Origin of the sequence: Aeromonas sp. HMWF014, from assembly GCF_963878295.1 — a bacterium.
Classification (GTDB): Bacteria; Pseudomonadota; Gammaproteobacteria; order Enterobacterales; family Aeromonadaceae; genus Aeromonas; species Aeromonas popoffii.
The window spans coordinates 21876-40645 of the sequence record NZ_CAWNYS010000149.1 but is presented as its reverse complement, the minus strand read 5'-3'; the positions used below and the strand labels follow the sequence as shown (position 1 = coordinate 40645).

Annotated in this window: 21 protein-coding genes and 1 pseudogene; 16 read left to right on the top strand and 6 right to left on the bottom strand. The window is 54.7% G+C overall.

Translation table 11 applies throughout. From position 1 onward, the window contains the following. From AAC083_RS06005 to AAC083_RS05985, 5 genes are all read left to right on the top strand, one after another. On the top strand, positions 1 to 588 hold a 588-nt coding region (locus tag AAC083_RS06005; RefSeq protein WP_108535417.1), incomplete at its 5' end, for a thymidylate synthase. A 226-nt stretch (positions 589 to 814) separates the two neighbouring features. After that, positions 815 to 2005: a Na+/H+ antiporter NhaA gene (gene nhaA / locus AAC083_RS06000; protein WP_108535416.1), complete on the top strand. Its 1191-nt coding sequence runs from the start codon at positions 815 to 817 to the stop codon at positions 2003 to 2005. Between the two features lie 20 nt (positions 2006 to 2025). Next, positions 2026 to 2406 carry a hypothetical protein gene (locus AAC083_RS05995; protein ID WP_181364587.1) on the top strand — a complete coding sequence of 127 codons (381 nt, stop codon included), beginning with the start codon at positions 2026 to 2028 and terminating at the stop codon, positions 2404 to 2406. Next, the gene (gene nhaR / locus AAC083_RS05990) at positions 2393 to 3325 is read left to right on the top strand and encodes a transcriptional activator NhaR (protein WP_108535414.1); all 933 of its coding nucleotides are present in this window, start codon (positions 2393 to 2395) and stop codon (positions 3323 to 3325) included. Before AAC083_RS05995 ends, nhaR begins: the two co-directional genes overlap by 14 nt. A 49-nt stretch (positions 3326 to 3374) precedes the next feature. Continuing rightward, positions 3375 to 3677: an ArsR/SmtB family transcription factor gene (locus AAC083_RS05985; protein WP_042038827.1), complete on the top strand. Its 303-nt coding sequence runs from the start codon at positions 3375 to 3377 to the stop codon at positions 3675 to 3677. Positions 3678 to 3725: 48 nt separating this feature from the next. On the opposite strand, the gene rpsT is transcribed toward AAC083_RS05985, so the two are convergent. Beyond that, positions 3726 to 3989, bottom strand: coding sequence for a 30S ribosomal protein S20 (gene rpsT, locus AAC083_RS05980; RefSeq protein ID WP_005892298.1), 264 nt, complete (start codon positions 3987 to 3989; stop codon positions 3726 to 3728). Between the two features lie 191 nt (positions 3990 to 4180). Here rpsT and murJ point away from each other — a divergent pair, with 191 nt between their 5' ends. The 6 genes from murJ to ispH (AAC083_RS05950) all read left to right on the top strand — a co-directional run bounded on the left by murJ (position 4181) and on the right by ispH (AAC083_RS05950) (position 11658). After that, the gene (gene murJ, locus AAC083_RS05975) at positions 4181 to 5740 is read left to right on the top strand and encodes a murein biosynthesis integral membrane protein MurJ (RefSeq protein ID WP_108535412.1); all 1560 of its coding nucleotides are present in this window, start codon (positions 4181 to 4183) and stop codon (positions 5738 to 5740) included. Positions 5741 to 5911: 171 nt separating this feature from the next. Next, on the top strand, positions 5912 to 6886 hold the full coding sequence (gene ribF / locus AAC083_RS05970; RefSeq protein ID WP_042038830.1) for a bifunctional riboflavin kinase/FAD synthetase: 975 nt from the start codon (positions 5912 to 5914) through the stop codon (positions 6884 to 6886). Then, complete coding sequence (gene ileS / locus AAC083_RS05965) at positions 6886 to 9747, top strand: isoleucine--tRNA ligase (protein WP_108535411.1); 2862 nt, start codon at positions 6886 to 6888, stop codon at positions 9745 to 9747. The genes ribF and ileS overlap by 1 nt, the downstream gene beginning before the upstream one ends. Beyond that, entirely contained in the window at positions 9747 to 10262 is a 516-nt protein-coding gene (gene lspA / locus AAC083_RS05960) for a signal peptidase II (RefSeq protein ID WP_042038832.1), read from the top strand. The genes ileS and lspA overlap by 1 nt, the downstream gene beginning before the upstream one ends. 8 nt (positions 10263 to 10270) lie before the next feature. Beyond that, on the top strand, positions 10271 to 10723 hold the full coding sequence (gene fkpB, locus AAC083_RS05955; RefSeq protein ID WP_181364586.1) for an FKBP-type peptidyl-prolyl cis-trans isomerase: 453 nt from the start codon (positions 10271 to 10273) through the stop codon (positions 10721 to 10723). Then, positions 10723 to 11658: a 4-hydroxy-3-methylbut-2-enyl diphosphate reductase gene (gene ispH / locus AAC083_RS05950; RefSeq protein ID WP_042038834.1), complete on the top strand. Its 936-nt coding sequence runs from the start codon at positions 10723 to 10725 to the stop codon at positions 11656 to 11658. The genes fkpB and ispH (AAC083_RS05950) overlap by 1 nt, the downstream gene beginning before the upstream one ends. 667 nt (positions 11659 to 12325) lie before the next feature. Here ispH (AAC083_RS05950) and AAC083_RS05945 read toward each other — a convergent pair. The 5 genes from AAC083_RS05945 to AAC083_RS05925 form a co-directional block, all read right to left on the bottom strand. Beyond that, positions 12326 to 12757: a hypothetical protein gene (locus AAC083_RS05945; RefSeq protein WP_146181533.1), complete on the bottom strand. Its 432-nt coding sequence runs from the start codon at positions 12755 to 12757 to the stop codon at positions 12326 to 12328. Further along, positions 12703 to 13107, bottom strand: coding sequence for a fatty acid desaturase (locus tag AAC083_RS05940; protein WP_181364585.1), 405 nt, complete (start codon positions 13105 to 13107; stop codon positions 12703 to 12705). The genes AAC083_RS05945 and AAC083_RS05940 overlap by 55 nt, the downstream gene beginning before the upstream one ends. 297 nt (positions 13108 to 13404) lie before the next feature. Then, positions 13405 to 13716, bottom strand: coding sequence for an AzlD domain-containing protein (locus tag AAC083_RS05935; protein ID WP_108535408.1), 312 nt, complete (start codon positions 13714 to 13716; stop codon positions 13405 to 13407). Between the two features lie 113 nt (positions 13717 to 13829). Beyond that, positions 13830 to 14471, bottom strand: a complete 642-nt coding sequence (locus AAC083_RS05930; RefSeq protein ID WP_219927848.1) for an AzlC family ABC transporter permease — start codon at positions 14469 to 14471, stop codon at positions 13830 to 13832. A gap of 235 nt (positions 14472 to 14706) precedes the next feature. Next, entirely contained in the window at positions 14707 to 15519 is an 813-nt protein-coding gene (locus AAC083_RS05925; protein WP_108535407.1) for a helix-turn-helix transcriptional regulator, read from the bottom strand. Positions 15520 to 15863: 344 nt separating this feature from the next. Here AAC083_RS05925 and ispH (AAC083_RS05920) point away from each other — a divergent pair. The 5 genes and pseudogenes from ispH (AAC083_RS05920) to AAC083_RS05900 form a co-directional block, all read left to right on the top strand. Then, positions 15864 to 16247 (top strand): annotated as a pseudogene (ispH, locus tag AAC083_RS05920) (4-hydroxy-3-methylbut-2-enyl diphosphate reductase); the annotation flags it as partial. Positions 16248 to 16357: 110 nt separating this feature from the next. Next, on the top strand, positions 16358 to 16765 hold the full coding sequence (tppA, locus tag AAC083_RS05915; RefSeq protein WP_042038838.1) for a type IVa pilus pseudopilin TppA: 408 nt from the start codon (positions 16358 to 16360) through the stop codon (positions 16763 to 16765). A gap of 3 nt (positions 16766 to 16768) precedes the next feature. Next, positions 16769 to 17341 carry a type IV pilus modification protein PilV gene (gene pilV / locus AAC083_RS05910; RefSeq protein WP_108535406.1) on the top strand — a complete coding sequence of 191 codons (573 nt, stop codon included), beginning with the start codon at positions 16769 to 16771 and terminating at the stop codon, positions 17339 to 17341. After that, the gene (locus AAC083_RS05905; protein WP_108535405.1) at positions 17338 to 18330 is read left to right on the top strand and encodes a PilW family protein; all 993 of its coding nucleotides are present in this window, start codon (positions 17338 to 17340) and stop codon (positions 18328 to 18330) included. Before pilV ends, AAC083_RS05905 begins: the two co-directional genes overlap by 4 nt. Then, the gene (locus AAC083_RS05900; protein ID WP_084204706.1) at positions 18327 to 18761 is read left to right on the top strand and encodes a pilus assembly PilX family protein; all 435 of its coding nucleotides are present in this window, start codon (positions 18327 to 18329) and stop codon (positions 18759 to 18761) included. The genes AAC083_RS05905 and AAC083_RS05900 overlap by 4 nt, the downstream gene beginning before the upstream one ends. The last annotated feature ends 9 nt before the right edge of the window (positions 18762 to 18770 follow it).

Sequence of the window (18770 nt, the reverse complement as noted above, 5' to 3'; positions counted from 1 at the left end):
GCCTATCTGAAAGAGCACGGCGTCAGTATCTGGGATGAGTGGGCCGACGAGAATGGCGATCTGGGGCCTGTCTATGGCGCCCAGTGGCGCTCCTGGCCGGCGGCCGATGGCACCGTCATCGATCAGATCCAGCGGGCAGTGGATGACATCAAGCACAATCCGGATTCGCGCCGTATCATCGTCTCCGCCTGGAACGTGGGCGAGCTCGATAAAATGGCATTGGCACCCTGCCACGCCTTCTTCCAGTTCTATGTGGCAGACGGCAAGCTCTCCTGCCAGCTCTACCAGCGCAGCTGTGATGTGTTCCTCGGCCTGCCGTTCAACATCGCCAGCTATGCTTTGCTGACCCACATGATGGCCCAGCAGTGCAATCTGGAGGTGGGCGACTTCGTCTGGACTGGTGGTGATGTGCACCTCTACTCCAACCACATGGAGCAGACCGCGCTGCAGCTTTCCCGCGAGCCACGGTCCTTGCCGCAGCTGGCGATCAAGCGCAAACCGGATTCCCTCTTCGACTACCGGTTTGAGGATTTCGAGATCCTGGGGTACGACCCCCATCCCGGCATCAAGGCGCCCGTCGCCATCTAATGTCAAAGGCGCCGTGAAGCGCCTTTTTTATGCATAAAAATAACTGAAAATTCATTTTATTGATTGCGTCATCAAGGGCGCCGGAGCACAGTGAAGCCTGCTTATAGCAGGTATCTTCTGTTTCTTACTTCGGTTTTCTCGTGGTATTCAGCAGTAAGAAACGATTTTCCATTAATTGTTATGGGATATAGACTTAAACTAAAGTAATTCTGCGGATAATTTAACCATGAACGACGTAATAAAGAAGTTTCTGAAGCTGGAGGCCGCCTCCGGAATAATTCTGATCATGGCAGCCATGGTGGCCATGGTATTGGCCAACACGGGTCTGGCCGGTGGCTATCAGGCATTCCTCGACACGCCGGTGCAGGTGCGCATCGCCGCTCTCGACATCAACAAGCCGCTGCTGCTCTGGATCAACGACGGTTTCATGGCAATCTTCTTCCTGCTGGTCGGGCTTGAGGTCAAGCGCGAGATGCTGGAAGGCGCGCTCTCCTCCCGGGTGCAGGCGACCTTCCCGGCCATAGCTGCGGTCGGCGGCATGTTGGCTCCCGCGCTCATCTACACCTTCTTCAACTTCTCGGATGAAGTGGCGCGTGCTGGTTGGGCTATCCCCGCCGCGACCGATATCGCCTTCGCCCTCGGGGTGATGGCGCTACTGGGCAAGCGGGTGCCGGTCAGCCTCAAGGTGTTCTTGCTGGCACTGGCCATCATGGATGACCTCGGGGTCATCATCATCATTGCGATCTTCTATACCCAGCAGCTGTCGCTGACGGCGCTGGTGGTCAGTATCCTGGCGATCCTGACCCTGCTGTGGATGAATCGGCGTGGCGAGGACAGGATCGGCCTCTACATGCTGGTGGGTCTGGTGCTCTGGGTCGCGGTACTCAAGTCCGGTGTCCACGCGACCCTGGCTGGCGTCATCGTGGGCTTCATGATACCGCTCAACGGCAAGCGTTATGCCTCGCCGCTCAAGCATTTGGAGCACTCGCTGCATCCCTGGAGTGCTTACCTGATACTGCCGCTGTTCGCCTTTGCCAATGCGGGCGTTCCACTGGGCGGAATAAGCCTGCCGTCCCTGCTGAGCCCTGTGCCCCTTGGCATCATGCTGGGGCTGTTCGTGGGCAAGCCGCTCGGGGTATTCACCATCAGTTGGCTGGCGGTCAAGCTGGGTATCGCCCAGTTGCCGGCCGGGGTCAACTTCAAGCAGATTTTTGCGGTCAGCATACTGTGTGGCATTGGCTTTACCATGTCGATGTTCATTGCATCGCTGGCGTTCGAGTACGGCGGATTGGATTACGGCAGCTATTCACGCCTCGGGATCCTGGTGGGATCTACGCTGGCGGCAGTGGTCGGTTATTTTGCCCTGCGGATGTCGCTTCCCAACCGTGCAGCGGATCAAAACACGGAGGGGTTATGAGAAGACTGGTATGGTTGGTTATGTTGGCGAGCCCGGGGCTCTGGGCGGCCAGTCTGGAAGATTGTCAGCAGGATCCGGCATCAAGCAGCTGCTCTGCTTACCTCAATGGCGTGGTCGACAGCGCCGTCATGCTGGGGGACAAACAGGCCAAGGCCCAATTCGGTGAGACCTTCCCCGAGCGGGCCCTGAGTAGCCGGGCCGGTGAGCGGGTCAAGCAGTCCAACAAGCGCTACTGCGGCGAACGGATGCCTGACAAGGCGCGCCTCAAGGCCAACCTGCAGACGCAGTTCACCGCAAACAAGGTTGACTCGATCAGCGACATGTATGACATTCTGGCGGTTGAACTCAGCTGCTATCGGAGTCCGCGTACCGCGGGAACCCCATCGGATGTCACACCTTAATTACAACCATCTCTATTATTTTTGGATGACTCAGAAAAAGGGCTCCGTCACTCAAGCGGCGGAAGCCCTCTTTTTGACCCCGCAGACAGTCACCGGCCAGATCAAACTGCTGGAGCAGCGCCTCGGTGGCAAGTTGCTCAAGCGCAAGGGGCGTTCTCTCGAAGCGACCGAACTGGGCCAGCTGGTATTCCGCTACGCCGACAAGATGTTCAGCCTCTCCTACGAGATGCTGGATATCGTCAACTACCGCAAGGAGAGCCAGATCCTGTTTGACGTCGGCATCGCCGATGCGCTCTCCAAGCGCCTTGCCAGCCGGGTACTGCTCTCCGTCATTCCCAACGATGGCTCCATCCACCTGCGCTGCTTCGAATCGACCCACGAGCTGCTGCTGGAACAGCTGAGCGAGCACAAGCTCGACATGATCCTCTCCGACTGCCCGGTGGACTCAGGCCAGCATGCGGGCCTGTTATCCAAGCGGCTCGGCGGTTGTGGCGTCAGCTTCTTCTGCAAGGTGCCGTTGCCCGAGAAACCCTTTCCCGCCTGTCTGGGGGAGCGAAAGCTGCTGATCCCGGGGCGCCGTACCGCCATGGGACGCCAGCTGACCCAGTGGTTCGAGCAGCAAGGCATCTCCCCCAGCATCCTTGGGGAGTTCGACGATGCGGCCCTGATGAAGGCCTTCGGTTTCTTCAACCAGGGCATCTTCATGGCCCCCACCATCTATCGGGAGGAGATCCTGGAAGGGGAGGGGGTGAGGCTGCTCGGGGAGACTCAGGATCTGATGGAGGAGTATTACGTCATCTTTGCCGAGCGAATGATCCAGCATCCGGCGGTAAAACGGGTGTGCGAGAGCGATTTCTCTTTCCTGTTTGCCGGGGAAGAGGACTTCACCACGATTCAACCGGCAACCCTGTCATTTTAAATCGACGGGTCACAGAGTATGATTCTTGCCTCGGACGAGAGGGGATGAGATGCAACTGGAAGAGATGGAGGCGAATGCGAGCCGCGCTGTGGCACTGCTCAAGGCACTGGCCAACGAACGACGATTGTTTATTTTGTGTCAGCTGCAGGATCGGGAGCTGTCGGTGGGGGAACTCAACGAGGTGCTCGGGTTGAGTCAGTCAGCCCTGTCACAGCACTTGGCCGTGCTTCGGCGGGATGGGTTGGTGGAGACGCGAAAAGAGGCCCAGACGGTCTACTATTCGCTGCGCAGCCATGAGGTACGCGAAATGATTGCCCTGCTGCACAAACTTTACTGCAGCGCAGATAAATAAAAACCGGCACTGAGGCCGGTTTTTTTAGCTTTATGCAGCCGAAGCTGATTAAGCCATAGCTTTGATCTGGGCAGACAGGCGGCTCTTGTGACGAGCAGCTTTGTTCTTGTGGATCAGGCCTTTGGTAGCCATGCGATCCATGATCGGCTGAGCGGTAGCAAAAGCGGCAACAGCAGCAGCTTTGTCGCCAGAAGCGATGGCAGCAATTACTTTCTTCAGATAGGTACGGGTCATTGAACGACGGCTGGCGTTGTGTTGACGACGTTTCTCTGACTGAATCGCGCGCTTCTTAGCAGATTTGATATTAGCCAAGGTAAAACTCCTAAAACTGTCTTAGCGAGTGTATTGAAAAGGCCCGGAAATATGCCTTCTCAACCACATATTGTCAAATGATTTGTGCAAATAAACACCGCCCCCCGGTGGTGTGTCTGTTGGGAGGCGGTTAAACTGTCGGCCGATTCTACCAGCATTCTTTCCATTCTGACAGTTCCAGAGGCTTCGTCTTGAGTAAGAAATTGATCAAATCCGGCATGATAGTGTCCGTAATGACGCTGGCGTCCCGTGTGATGGGCTTGGTTCGCGATGTGGTCATCGCCAATCTGCTCGGCGCCGGGGCGGCTGCAGACGTCTTCTTCTTTGCCAACCGCATTCCCAATTTTCTGCGCCGGCTGTTCGCCGAAGGGGCCTTCAACCAGGCTTTTGTTCCCGTGATGACGGAGTACAAGAAGAAGGGTGATGAGCGCGAGGTGCGCGAATTGCTGGCTGCCGTGGCGGGTACGCTCGGTGGCATAGTCACCATAGTCACCCTGCTCGGGGTGCTGGGCTCGGGCGTGCTGACGGCCCTGTTCGGCTGGGGCTGGTTCTGGGACTGGTTACATGGCGGGCCAGCAGCCGAAAAGTTCGAGCTGGCCAGCCTGATGCTCAAAATCACCTTCCCCTATCTCTGGTTCATCACCTTCACCGCCATGGCGGGGGCCATACTCAACACCTTTGGCCGCTTTGCCGTCGCGTCCTTCACGCCGGTGTTTCTTAACCTCACCATGATAGCGGCGGCCTGGTGGATCGCGCCCTTGATGGAGCGGCCAGAGATAGCCCTTGCCATCGGTGTCTTTCTGGGCGGTCTGGTGCAGTTCCTGTTCCAGTATCCCTTCCTGCGCCAGATCAACATGCTGGTGTGGCCCAAGTGGGGTTGGCATCATCCCGGGGTGATCAAGATCCGCACCCTGATGATCCCGGCGCTGTTTGGCGTCTCGGTCAGCCAGATCAACTTGCTGATCAACACCATGCTCGCCTCCTTCCTCGCCACCGGCGCCATCAGCTATCTCTATTACTCGGATCGCCTGCTGGAGTTCCCCCTCGGCCTGTTTGCGGTGGCCATCAGTACCGTGATCCTGCCTGCGCTGGCCAAGAAGCATGTGGATGAAGACCCTGCCGACTTCTCCCGCACCATGGACTGGGGGGTGCGCATGGTGATGCTGCTCGGCCTGCCGGCCATGGTGGGCATAGCCGTGTTGCGCGAGCCCATACTGCGAGTGCTCTTCATGCGCGGTGAGTTCGGCATGCATGAGGTGAGCATGTCCAGTGCCAGCCTGCTGGCCTCCACGACTGGCCTGCTCTCCCTGATGCTGATCAAGGTACTGGCGCCGGGTTATTACGCCCGCCAGGATACCCGGACCCCGGTGCGGATCGGGGTGATGTCCATGGTTGCCAACATGGTATGTAACCTCATTTTCATCTTTCCGCTCGGCTATGTTGGGTTGGCGCTGTCGACCGCTTGCTCAGGCACCTTGAATGCGGCCTTGCTGTTCAAGGGCTTGTATCAGCAATCGGTCTACCGTCCATCCCGCAATACCGGGATCTTCTGCCTCAAGCTGCTGGTGGCCACCGTGCTGATGGGGGGGCTGCTTGGCTATCTGTCACCGGATCTCGCTCAATGGGGCGCCTGGGGCATGGGCAAGGCTAGCCTGCAGCTGACCATGTTGCTCTGTCTGGGGGGGGCCGTGTATGGCGTCATCCTGCTGGCGCTTGGCATTCGGCCAAGACACCTGAGATCGGGTCAGTAGCAGGGGTGACCCTGTCTTAATGGGCAGGTGAACCCTGTGCGGGATAGTCCTGATGGCGCTCGGCATTCGGAATTTGGCCTGGATGCCTGAAATCGGGCCATGAGGGCTGACCCTGCCTGCCGGCTGATATATAATCCGCCGATTTCCATGGCAGCAACGCACAAGGCACTGATGGAGCTTATTCGCGGCATTCACAATCTCAAGCCCCGTCACCGGGGATGTGTATTAACCATTGGCAACTTTGATGGGGTTCATCAGGGTCACCATGCGGTATTGGCACGTCTCAAGGAGAAAGCGGCCCAGCTGGGATTGCCCGCCTGCGTCATGCTGTTCGAACCGCAGCCGCTGGAGTTGTTCGCAGGCAGCGAGGCCCCTGCCCGGCTGAGCCGGTTGCGGGAGAAGTACGAAGCGCTGCAGGGGCTGCATATCGATCGGATGCTCTGTGTGCGTTTCAGCCACCGTTTTGCCGAGCAAGTCGCCTCGACCTTCATCGAGCAGTTGCTGGTGGAGAAGCTCGGGGTGCGCTATCTGGTGGTCGGTGACGATTTTCGCTTCGGCAAGGAGCGGGAAGGGGACTTCCACCTGCTAGAGGAGGCGGGGCAGCGCTTCGGCTTCGAGGTGATCAGCACCCAGAGCTTCCAGCTCGAACGGCAGCGGGTCAGCAGCACCCTGGTACGTGAGGCCCTCAAGGCGGGCCGCATGGCCGAGGTGGAGTTGATGCTTGGCCGTCCCTATACCATCAGCGGCAGGGTGGCCCACGGCGACAAGTTGGGGCGCACCATAGGTTTTCCTACCGCCAATCTGGCCCTCAAGCGTCAGGTGATCCCGGTCGGTGGCGTGTTTGCGGTGGAAGTGATATGTTCCGGCAAGACCTTCCCCGGTGTTGCCAATGTGGGTGTACGGCCGACCTTGAGCGGTACACAAGCCAGATTGGAAGTACATCTATTTGATTTTTCTGGTGATCTATATGGTCAGCAGGTCAAGGTGCTGCTTCGCCACAAGCTGCGCGAAGAGCAGAAGTTTGCCTCTTTCACTGCCTTGAAAGAGCAGATCGAACGAGATGCCCTGGCGGCCCGAGCCTGGTTCGGGCTGCCACAATTCAATTTACCCAGCACTCTTTTAGAAAAGAAGGGAACCCAGGACTGATGAGCGACTATAAACACACCCTGAATCTGCCGGAAACCGAGTTTCCGATGCGTGGTGATCTGGCCAAGCGCGAACCCAACATGCTGAAACGTTGGTACGATCAGGATCTCTACGGCGCTATTCGCCGCGCCAAAGCGGGCAAGCCTTCTTTCATTCTGCATGATGGCCCCCCCTATGCGAACGGCAACATTCACATCGGTCACTCGGTCAACAAGATCCTCAAAGATATCATCATCAAGTCCAAGGGCCTTTCTGGTTTCGATTCCCCCTATGTGCCGGGTTGGGATTGCCACGGTCTGCCCATCGAGCTGAAAGTGGAAGGCATGGTCGGCAAGCCGGGTGAAAAAGTCTCTGCTGCCGAGTTCCGCGCCGAGTGTCGCAAGTACGCCAAGACCCAGATCGACGCGCAGAAAGTCGACTTCATCCGTCTGGGTGTGCTGGGCGACTGGGAGCACCCCTATCTGACCATGGATTTTGGCACCGAAGCCAACATCATCCGCTCCATGGCCAAAATTGTTGAAAACGGTCACCTGCACAAAGGTTCCAAGCCAGTGCACTGGTGTACCGATTGCGGCTCCGCCTTGGCTGAAGCCGAAGTGGAGTACTACGACAAGAACTCCCCCTCCATCGACGTGCGCTTCAAGGCCGTCGACGAAGCTGCCGTTGTCGCCAAGTTTGACTGCGCCGAAGGCCACCCCGGTAAAGGCCCGATCTCTGCGGTGATCTGGACCACGACCCCGTGGACCCTGCCTGCAAACCGTGCCATCGCCATGCATGCCGACCTCGATTATGCGCTGGTGCAGGTTGAAGGTGAGCATCCCGAGCGTCTGATCCTGGCCGCCGAGCTGGTCAAGGATGTGATGGATCGTGCCGGTATCGAGAAGTTCCACAATCTGGGCTACGCCAAGGGCGCGGCACTCGAGCTGCTGCGCTTCAATCACCCCTTCTACAGCTTCGACGTGCCGGTCGTGTTGGGTGACCACGTCACGCTGGATGCCGGTACCGGCACCGTACACACGGCCCCTGGCCATGGTCCGGAAGATTTCGTGGTCGGTCAGAAGTACGGTCTGGAAGTAGCCAACCCGGTTGGCAGCAATGGCGTTTACCTGCCAGATACCGAACTGTTTGCCGGCCAGCACGTGTTCAAGGCCAATGCCTCTGTGGTCGAGGTGCTGACCGAGCGCGGCGCTCTGCTGCATCACAAGGTGTTCAACCACTCCTACCCGCACTGCTGGCGTCACAAGACCCCTATCATTTTCCGTGCCACCCCGCAGTGGTTCATCAGCATGGAACAGAAGGGTCTGCGCAAACGCGCGCTGGAAGAGATCGAGCGCATCGAGCAAGACGGTATCAAACAGCACGGCCAGAGCGGCTGGGTACCTGCCTGGGGTAAAAACCGTATCCAGGCGATGGTCGAGAACCGTCCTGACTGGTGTATCTCCCGTCAGCGCACCTGGGGTGTACCCATCTCCCTGTTCGTCCACAAAGAGACCCAGGAGCTGCACCCGGAATCCGTGCGCCTGATGTTTGAGGTGGCCAAGCGGGTCGAGCAGTCCGGTATCCAGGCATGGTGGGATCTGGACAAGGCCGAGCTGCTGGGTAGCGACGCGGACATGTACGACAAGGTGCCCGACACCCTGGACGTCTGGTTCGACTCGGGCTCAACCCACTCCTCCGTGGTAGATGCTCGTCCCGAGTTCAACGGGCACTCCGCCGACCTCTATCTGGAAGGCTCTGACCAGCATCGCGGCTGGTTCATGTCCTCCCTGATGATCGGCGTGGCCATGAAAGACAAGGCTCCCTACAACCAGGTGCTGACTCACGGCTTCACCGTGGATGGTCAGGGCCGCAAGATGTCCAAGTCCATCGGCAACGTGGTCAGTCCGCAGGACGTAATGAACAAGCTGGGTGCCGACATCCTGCGTCTGTGGGTAGCGAGCACTGACTACACCGGCGAGATGACCGTCTCTGACGAGATCCTCAAGCGCTCTGCCGATGCTTATCGCCGGATCCGCAACACTGCCCGCTTCCTGCTGGCCAACCTGAACGGCTTCAATCCGGTGACCGACATGGTGGCACCTGCCGATATGGTGGTGGTGGACCGCTGGGCAGTGGGTCGTGCCAAGGCGGTACAGGCCGAGATCGTGACGGCATTCGACGAGTACAACTTCCACGGCGTGACCCAGAAGCTGATGCAGTTCTGCTCCATCGAGATGGGCTCCTTCTATCTGGATGTCATCAAGGACCGTCAGTACACCGCCAAGGCTGATAGCCTGGCCCGTCGCTCCTGCCAGACCGCCCTCTATCACATCGCCCAGGCCATGGTGCGTTGGATGGCACCCATCATGAGCTTCACCGCTGATGAAATCTGGGCGCTGCTGCCGGGTGAGCGCGGTGAGTTCGTCTTCACCGAAGAGTGGTATGACGGCCTGTTCGGGCTGGATGCCGGCGAGCAGATGGGCGATGCCTTCTGGGCCGAGATCCTCGCCGTTCGAGGTGAAGTGAACAAGGCGCTGGAAGCGGCCCGTGGCGAGAAGCGCATCGGTGGTTCCCTGCAGGCCGAACTGACCCTGTTCGCCAAACCGGCTCTGGCCGAGTGCCTGAATGCCTTGGCAGACGAGCTGCGCTTTGTGCTGCTCACCTCCAGGGCCAAGGTCGTTACTGCTGACAGCGCACCGGAAGGTTCCGTTGCGACCGAGCGCGATGACCTCTGGCTCTGCGTGGCCCAGTCTGCCGCTGCCAAGTGCGATCGCTGCTGGCACCATGTGGAAGACGTGGGCACCATTGCCGGTCACGAAGAGATCTGTGGCCGCTGTGTGACCAACGTTGAGGGTGACGGCGAAACTCGTCAATTTGCCTGATGAACATGACTCACAACACTATGCATAACAAAACCGGCCTGCGTTGGCTGTGGCTGGCGGTGCTGGCCTTTGTACTGGACCAGGCGAGCAAGCTCGCCGTGGTCAAGTTGCTGCCATTTGGTTACCCGGGGGTGGAGATCACTCCCTTCTTCAATCTGGTCCACGTTTACAACAAGGGCGCCGCATTCAGCTTCCTGGCTGATCAGGGGGGCTGGCAGCGCTGGTTCTTCGCCGTGCTGGCGTTTGCCATCTGTGGTTTGCTGATCCACTGGTTGCGCAAGCAATCCGTCACCCAGCGCTGGAGCGGCATCGCCTATTCGCTCATCATCGGTGGCGCCCTTGGCAACGTGTTTGATCGACTGGTGTTGGGCCATGTGGTCGATTTCCTCGACTTCTACTGGCAGCGTTCCCATTGGCCGGCATTCAACCTGGCCGACAGCTTCATCTTTATCGGGGCCGCCATGATAGTGCTGGAAGGCTTCCGTTCCGAGAAGAAGAAGGAGGAGATGGCATGAGTCAGCCTATCGCCACCGGGATTACGGCCAACAGCAGCGTGCTGTTCCACTTCACCATCAAGCTGGAAGATGGCTCGGTTGCCGACAGCACGGCGCTGCACGGCAAACCGGCCCGTTTACGGATGGGCGATGGCAGCCTGACGCCCACCTTCGAACAGTGCCTGCTGGGCTTGTACGAGGGCGAGAGCAGGAGCTTCACGCTGGCGCCGGAGCAGGCGTTTGGCCTCTCCAATCCCGACAACATCTACCATCTCGACCGTGCCAAATTTGGCGCCGATGTGGAGCCCAAGGTCGGCACCATCATACTGTTCGACCAGCCCAACGGTAGCGAGTTGCCAGGGATCATCCGGGCGGTGGAAGGCATGTCGGTGACGGTCGATTTCAATCATCCCCTGGCCGGTCATACCGTCACCTTCGAGGTGGAGATCCTAGGTGTTGATGATGAGGAGAAGGTGCACTAATGGATATTCTGCTCGCTAATCCTCGTGGTTTCTGCGCTGGCGTTGATCGTGCCATCAGCATTGTCGAGAGCGCGCTGGAGAAGTTCGGCGCCCCCATCTATGTCCGCCACGAAGTGGTGCACAACCGCTATGTGGTGAACAAGCTCAAAGAGGCGGGGGCCGTGTTCGTCGAGGAGCTGGACGAGGTGCCGGATGACAGCATCGTCATCTTCTCCGCCCACGGCGTGGCCAAGACGGTCCGCGAGATGGCCAAGGCCCGCGCCCTCAAGGTATTCGATGCCACCTGTCCGCTGGTGACCAAGGTGCACATGGAGGTTCATCGCGCTAGCCGCAAGGGCTCCGAGGCCGTGCTCATAGGTCATGCTGGCCACCCCGAGGTGATCGGCACCATGGGGCAGTACGAGAATCGCGAGGGTGGCATGTATCTGGTGGAGACACCGGCCGATGTGGCCAAACTCAAGGTGAAGAATCCGGATGACCTCTGCTTCGTCACCCAGACCACCCTGAGTGTGGATGAGACCTCGGATGTGATCGACGCGCTGCGCAAGCAGTTCCCAAAGATCCAGGGGCCGCGCAAGGACGACATCTGCTACGCCACCCAGAACCGTCAGGATGCGGTGCGGGAGATGGCGGGGCTGGTGGATGCCATGCTGGTGGTGGGGTCTCGTAACTCTTCCAACTCTAACCGGTTGCGCGAGCTTGCCGAGAAGGTAGGCAGCAAAGCCTATCTTATCGACGATGCCTCCATGATCGAAACCGGCTGGCTGGAGGGGGTCGAGCGTATCGGGGTAACGGCTGGCGCCTCGGCGCCGGACGTGCTGGTGCAGCACGTCATCGCCCGTTTGCGCGAGCTGGGTGGCAATATGGTCGTCGAGCACCCGGGTCGTGAAGAGAATGTGGTGTTTGAAGTGCCGCCCGAGCTGCGGATCCTCTAGAAGAGTGCTGGCTTTGGAGCCTATGCCTGTTAGTTAAGCATTTTTGTGACTAAATACTCGAGATGTTGAATATCCAAAGTGTCTCCATGATTAAAGAGTCAATTTGGCTCCAACCCTTGTCCTGACTGGCATGCAATAAAAAGAGGGAGGCATCATGCCTCCCTCATTCTTAGACTTTATACCCCGCGGGTTGGGACTCAAATTATCTTAACTGACTTGCGTTACAGTTCTGGTGCCGGCATTTTTTCATAGAGAGCGTTCTCTGGTCATCGTGCTTTTTCGCTACGTGGTCGTGACTGCTCTGCTGGCCTTGTGTGCGCTCTCCTTATTTCTTTGCATTCATGCCGCTATATAACATTATCTCTTTAGTCTTGCTGTGTCTGACCATAACGTCCTTGCCCGATTAATACGCCAATTTCCTTTCCATTATGGCTGCTCAGCCTTCTGCAGAATGCTGGCGTTAAGAATAAAAACGGGGATTTTGCTGTCAACGGATGTATTTTCAATATCTTAGAACAATATTCTTCGACCCATAGTGAAAGGCACAGATAGTAACGAAAGAGGCATATTATCAGTTCAGTCGATATGCGAGCTGCCCGGTTTCCTGTTCGCTTTTCTCCTGTTGACTCAGCAACGTGAATACATAGTCCAGTGCATTATGGACACCTCAGATATCGTGATAGTCGTAATTTTCCTCTAGCGAGAGTGTGTGGGCATGCATCTCGCGCAGCCTGGCATAGTTATACCACTGTCGAACGGTTCCGTAGCGATGGTGCCAGTCATGGCAGACCAAGGAACCTTGGACAATCAGCATGCGGCTTGGCAGGTGGACCAGCAGATGCATCGCCAGCCACTTGGCCCATTGCGCGGCGTACTTGGGCGCAAAGCTTTCTGGGCATCTCTCCCCACAGAAACGGGCAAGAGTGTTATTGATGTGGCTATCCCGCACAGATTCTCCCTCACCGCGCACAATCCATACGTGTTCGGTCAGTAGATGCAGCAGTGATGCGATCTGATAAAACACCACGAATGGCAGCAGCAGGATCAGGATGGCTTCGAGGTGCCCACAATGGTACAGATTCCTGTCAGGGAAGCCCACCAGCCGAGAGTCATCACCAAGCGATAGAAGGGTACCCCAGCCAGATTGGATTTTAGGCGGCCATAGAAGAACACGAGGTGGAATTTGGGGCTGAGCAGTGTCAGGAAAAGATGTATGTGGAGTCCGGCTTTGCTCTTACCTGGCGTGAAGCCCAGTTGGTAGATCGCCGCCAGATCTTTGTCCTCAAAGGTCGAAAATGCACGACCGTGGTGTTCATAGACATGGAACTGGCGATAAGATTCGTATGGCTGCACAATGAGCAGTGTCGAGAGTATCTCACACAGTGTCTTGTTCACCTTTTGTGACTTGTATAAATGACCATGGACCCCATGGTGGATAATGGTTGCCACGATATAGCGTGCACCAGCCGTGGAGAACAAATATACAAGGCTATCGATGCACTAAGTGTGGGCGCATAAAAAATGGCTGAACTGGTTAACCACACGCCAATGAATATCCACAGTACTGACCAGAAAATCAACTCTGAGGAATTACTTTCCCAAAGCGGTTTGCGCCCCAGTATTTCTTTTCCTGTCAGCCAACTCCATACTCCCTGGAGGGGTAATGTTTCGTAGCTCTTTCTTATTTCCGTTGAGTGATGATAATCTTTTGCCACGCGGTCCATACGTTATCCTCTGATAGCAGGGCTAGATGAAATAGTTAATAGTGTAAAAGGCAGCAAGGCTTAGCAAGACGGCGCTGACGATGTTCTTAATGTAAAATGAAATAACGATGCTGATCAGTGCGCCCAGAAAATACGGGGTATTAGGGAATTCCCTTATGGCGCCATGCTCCATGAGTATAATTGGGCCGCATATCGCAGTCATGAGGCATGGTGCAGAATACTTAAGCGCCCGGTTGACAAGGTTAGGTATTTTTAATGGTACGTTAGGTTCAAGAAAAATATAACGATTAAAAAACACAATTGTTGCCAGTGCTAAAATAAGAAACCAACTCATCTTCTATCCTTATTGAGTCATTCTTGAGATTGCTCTTCATTCAGTAGTACAGATGCCAGTACTGCAGAGAACATGCCGCAGAGCCCGGAGATGACAATGGCGCCCTCTAGTTGCTAATAGCTAAGAAGCATGGAGAGCAACAGTGAAACAGCGACACCAACCAGGGTGCTCATTTTTATCACCATAGGTACCACAATGGTGATAAAGGTTGCGACAATAGAGTAATCGAGATGGTATTTTTCAAGGTCCGGTACCGAGGAAGCCATTAAAACACCCATCAAACTGAACGCATTCCAAGAGAGGTAGAAAGTCAGTCCGGCACCGATTAAATAACTGGGTGTCAACTCAGATTCTTTGTTTTTTGTCTCGCTCAAGGCGAACAGCTCATCGGTGAGCAAAAAACCAATAGGAAGGCGGAGCTTAATCTTAAGATAGGACACAAACTCTCTGAGAGTGAGGCCGTATATGAAGTGCTGTGATGTGATGAAAAATACTGAAACAAGAATTGTAAATAAATTTGCTCCTGCCATTATCATGCCTAAGGTAACCAGCTGGGCCGCGCCGGCAAAAACAATGGCCGACATTGCTACGCTTTGCCAGAAGGTTAAACCGGCCTGTTTTGCCATTGACCCCGCCAATATTCCCCATGGGATTACGGAAACGCACAGTGGAAGCATCTCAATAGCCCCACGCATAAACGATGAGCTCGAAGATGACTGTTCTGAAGGAGAGGAACAGGTGCCTGATTCAATCATTGCTTTTCTCACGGATTAGGTAAGTAAAAAGAGTAGGTAACATTAACGGTCGCGGAGTCGGCAGTATTGAATGATCTTGCTACTGGTAGTGAGATTAGGCGAATTCAGACTGAGTGAGCGGGTAGAGCGGCGGGTGGGGGCGATCTGTGCTTGATGCCCTTGTCGTCACTGTCGTGAGGCGGTGGCCTGTTGTGCTTCTTGGGTCGAACAACAACTTTTGTTTGTTTTCGAGAGGTCAGGCCTTGATGAATTCGCCGGGAGTCAGACCCACAGAATTTTTAAAATGGCGGTGGAAATGGCTTTGATCGGTAAAGCCACAGAGGATGGCTGTGTCGAGGATGGTGGAGCCTTGACGCAGTAAGGCACGGGCTTTTCGAAGGCGCGCCTGTACCAGATAGGCGTGTGGTGTCATGCCAGTTACTGCCTTGAATTGCCGGAGAAAATGCCACTGACTCAGGCCTGCCAGCTCCGCGAGCCGTGTCAGTGTGTGCTCCTCTTGTGGGCAGCAGTCCATCAACTCTTTAGCTAGAAGGATCGGTTGTGTAGTGGCTGGCAGCGTCGCCGGAGTTTTACGCGTTTTGCTGTAGCGCAGGCTCAGCAGCATGAGTGAAGAGAGCAGCAGGCTTTCTTTAAGCAAGTGATTGCCTTCTTTTCCCAGCATATCGAAGGTAAGCAGTAGCTGTTCCGACAGACCGGCATCGTGAATAACTGCATCGGGGAACCAGGGGATAAAATCTGTGTTGTCAGGTGTTTGTCGCAGAATATTGCGTAGCATCTCTGGATGGGGATAGATGGCACGATAGCCCCACCCTTGCTCCAGTTCCGAGCTACCAGTATGCACATCGTCTGCATTGACAATGATGATATCCCCGCGCGGTGCAACGTGTTCTGTCCCTGAACGGTAAAATCGCTGTGCTCCCTGATCGATAACGCCAATGCAGAAAGTGTCATGGACATGCCGAGCAAAGCGCTGCTTGTAATAGCGCGCCTGAAGCATATCAACGCCACCTAGCGCATCGATGCGTTGGAAATGAGTCTTCTCTTTCATTTTTTATCTCTGCTGTAACGATATCAACCCGTGGTTTTTGTATAAAAGTGCTACTTCCAATTTAATGGTATCTGGAGTTTCCCAGCGTTCTCTTCGTGAACTGAATGTGGTTCAATCGGTTCTGATCTGGCGTGATTGCAAGATGCCAAAAAAATTATGACTTCATATTACTTATCAAAAAGTCATTTTGGGATGGGTGAGTGTACCTCTCAATTGGCTTTGTATGAAGCCATCCTGACATGATTGGACCAAATGACACTCTACCTAGGTTCTGGGCTCTACTGTACCTGTCTACTACCGCACATAACGCGTTCGTACAAACACGACACCAAACTGAAGGGGGTCGGGACGATCCTGACCCCTGCTTCGTTACTCAGACCACTCTGAGCATGGATGAGACTTCTGACGTGATCGATGCGGTGCGGGAGATGGCGGGGCTGGTGGACGTCATGCTGGTGATGGGGGCTCGCAACTCTTCCAACTCCAACCGTCTGCACGAGCTGACCGAGAAGGTGGGCGTCAAAGCCTACCTTATCGACGATACGTCGATGATCGAGGCTGGTTGGAAGGTGTGAAGGCGATCGACACTACCACTGTTGGTGTATCTGTACCCGAGGTGCTGGTACAAAACGTGACTGCCCATCGGCGCGAGCTGGGTGGTCGTCTAGCTCCTGGGTCGTGAAGAGAGCGTGGTGTTGGAAGTGCCGCCCGAGCTTATAATTATTTGAGTGCAGCCAGGAAGGCTTAAGAATAAAGTATGATGATATTGACGCCGAGTTTGTCGTGGTGACAGGCTCGGCGTTAAGCTTGTAAAGCCGTCAATCACCAAGGATGGGATATGATTGGGTTCTTTCGAGGCTTCTCTCTTATTGAGCTGATGATTGTTGTCGCCATAGTTGCGATCCTTGGCACCATCGCTTACCCCTCTTATCAGCAGTACCTGCTGACCAGTCACCGTGTTGATGCCAAAAAGATGTTGCTGGACGCTGCCAACCGGCAGGAAACCTACTTTATGGATTTCAATCAATACACCTCCTCGGCTGCAGACCTCAATCTTTCTGAAAGCTCGGATGCTGGCCACTATCGTCTGGAACTGTCTGCCGCTGGCAACTCTTTCCGGTTGTCAGCTACCGCATCCGGTGCGCAAGAGGCTGATAGTGACTGCGTGGTGTTTTCAATCGATCAAAATGGTACGAGAAGTGCGCAGAACATCAGTAACAGTGCCAACAGTGATTGCTGGGACTAGCTTATGATGCAACATACTGCCCCACCCAGAAGCGGATTCAGCCTGCTGGAAGTGATGATTGCGGCTGTGGTGCTCTCATTTGGCTTGCTGGGCTTGGTTGCTTTGCAGACGACCTCGAAATTTTCTGGCTATGAGGCCCGACAGAGAACAATAGCCAGTTGGTTAGCCACTGATATCGTCGAACGAGCAAGGATCAATCGTGCCGTCTGGGAGTTGCAGAGTACACAGGCCTGGATGGTAAGTGCTGGCTCGGCCATTAATAAACCCAATTGCGGCAATGTGGATGGCACCATGGCTAGTTGTAGTCAAAGCGACCTATTCACCTTGGATATGTTTAATTGGCAGCAGTCATTATTGGGTGTTGGAGTATCAGGATCCTCGTCTTCAATTCAAGACCCTTTGGGTTGTGTTATTCGTGGTAATAACAACGCAATGACAGTTGTATTAACATGGAAAGGTCGAGAGGCATTATCAGATGGTACTTCCGCCATCTCTAGTAATATTCGTAATTTGTGTGGTTTTGGTAATGCCATGATTCAGTCTCGGCATTATTATATGTTAGAGACCACACTATGAACGCCAGAGGGTTTACACTCGTTGAATGGTTGATTGCCATGGTTATTGGGATCTTTCTGTTAGGTGGTGTTTTAAGTGTTTTTGTTGTTTCTCGGGCAACGACAGAAGATGTATTCGATCAGAGTGAGCTACAGGAAAATGGTCGTTTAGCGATGCGTCTTATTACTCAGGATCTGCGTTGGGCTGGTTTTTGGGGCGATTATACTGGCATGCCGATGCAGAGAGATGTCGGTGTCAGTTTGAGCACTGGTGCCGTTGTTTCTACTAGCAGTGATTGTATCGATGAGAGAGGGGAGGGAAGTCTTCCTTCTACCGCGACTGTCACTCGTGCACTTTGGGTGGGTCGGGTTGATGCCAGTAAAAACATGAGTGGCTTTTCATGTATTACCGCAGCCTCACGGATCGCTAACTCAGATGTTATCAGTATTAAACGATTGATCGGCCCACCCTTAGAGAGCGGCTTTGATACCAATCGATTTTACATGGCCACAACGACTCAAGCTGCCTATATCTTTCGTGGAAATGAAGTTGCTCCGACGGAGGTTGCGATGCCGACTCGGCAAATATGGGAGTATCAACATTATATTTATTACCTTGCACTTGGTACAACAGGTATTCCAGAGCTACGCAAGAGGATGTTGACTGCAAATGGCGGTTCCTTTTTGATCACAGGTCCAATGGCAGAAGGTATTGAATATATTGTTGTTTTGTATGGTGTAGACACCGGTCTTGTACAAGATGGTCAGATTGATAAATATGTTGGGACTACCAATGTATCGGCACAAGAATGGAATGAAGGGCGTGTTATTTCTGCCAGGGTATCCATTTTGGTTCGTTCTCTACAGGCTTCCAGTAAATATAAGAATAACAATACTTATCAAGTCGGTAATATATCAGTGTCTGGGGGGAATGATGGTTTTCGCCGATTACTTTTGGAAAGTAGTGTAGCTATCCGTAATCCGGCGGTGATCGCGGGAGGCGGAAAATGAAGGCAATCCATGGAATTGCATTGATTGTAGCGCTGGTTATTTTAGTACCATTAACACTGATTGCTGTCGTTGTAATGCAATCTAGTGGTATTGATTTAAGAATGGCAGGGGCTTCTGCCAGCGTTCAGCAAGCAGAGCATCAAGTGGAAGGAATAATTGAGAATGCTTTGCAGCAGAATGGTCTATCTACTCGCATTTCCACAATGGGTGCCAGTGCAGCCTTGAGTGTATACGGCAACAATATATCTACAACCGTTAATATGACGCGGCGTGCAGAAACAGTATGCAAGCGTAAATTTAATGCGAGTAGTCAGAATGTTATCCCTTCCTGTCGTTATATAGAGATGCAGGCGGGGGTTAATTATGGGAAAAATGCCCGTCCTTTGAATTGGATTGCAGGTGTTGAGCAACCACTGCTCAAATCTGAATAAGGAGCATAG

Coding starts and splice junctions, on each gene's coding strand:
- nhaR (WP_108535414.1), top strand. CDS start 2,393: ATGTCACACCTTAATTACAACCATCTCTATTATTTTTGGATGACTCAG.
- pilV (WP_108535406.1), top strand. CDS start 16,769: ATGATGCAACATACTGCCCCACCCAGAAGCGGATTCAGCCTGCTGGAA.
- AAC083_RS05985 (WP_042038827.1), top strand. CDS start 3,375: ATGCAACTGGAAGAGATGGAGGCGAATGCGAGCCGCGCTGTGGCACTG.
- lspA (WP_042038832.1), top strand. CDS start 9,747: ATGAACATGACTCACAACACTATGCATAACAAAACCGGCCTGCGTTGG.
- AAC083_RS05930 (WP_219927848.1), bottom strand. CDS start 14,471: ATGATTGAATCAGGCACCTGTTCCTCTCCTTCAGAACAGTCATCTTCG.
- ispH (WP_042038834.1), top strand. CDS start 10,723: ATGGATATTCTGCTCGCTAATCCTCGTGGTTTCTGCGCTGGCGTTGAT.
- AAC083_RS05900 (WP_084204706.1), top strand. CDS start 18,327: ATGAAGGCAATCCATGGAATTGCATTGATTGTAGCGCTGGTTATTTTA.
- ileS (WP_108535411.1), top strand. CDS start 6,886: ATGAGCGACTATAAACACACCCTGAATCTGCCGGAAACCGAGTTTCCG.
- nhaA (WP_108535416.1), top strand. CDS start 815: ATGAACGACGTAATAAAGAAGTTTCTGAAGCTGGAGGCCGCCTCCGGA.
- AAC083_RS05905 (WP_108535405.1), top strand. CDS start 17,338: ATGAACGCCAGAGGGTTTACACTCGTTGAATGGTTGATTGCCATGGTT.
- tppA (WP_042038838.1), top strand. CDS start 16,358: ATGATTGGGTTCTTTCGAGGCTTCTCTCTTATTGAGCTGATGATTGTT.
- AAC083_RS05995 (WP_181364587.1), top strand. CDS start 2,026: ATGTTGGCGAGCCCGGGGCTCTGGGCGGCCAGTCTGGAAGATTGTCAG.
- AAC083_RS05925 (WP_108535407.1), bottom strand. CDS start 15,519: ATGAAAGAGAAGACTCATTTCCAACGCATCGATGCGCTAGGTGGCGTT.
- AAC083_RS05935 (WP_108535408.1), bottom strand. CDS start 13,716: ATGAGTTGGTTTCTTATTTTAGCACTGGCAACAATTGTGTTTTTTAAT.
- ribF (WP_042038830.1), top strand. CDS start 5,912: ATGGAGCTTATTCGCGGCATTCACAATCTCAAGCCCCGTCACCGGGGA.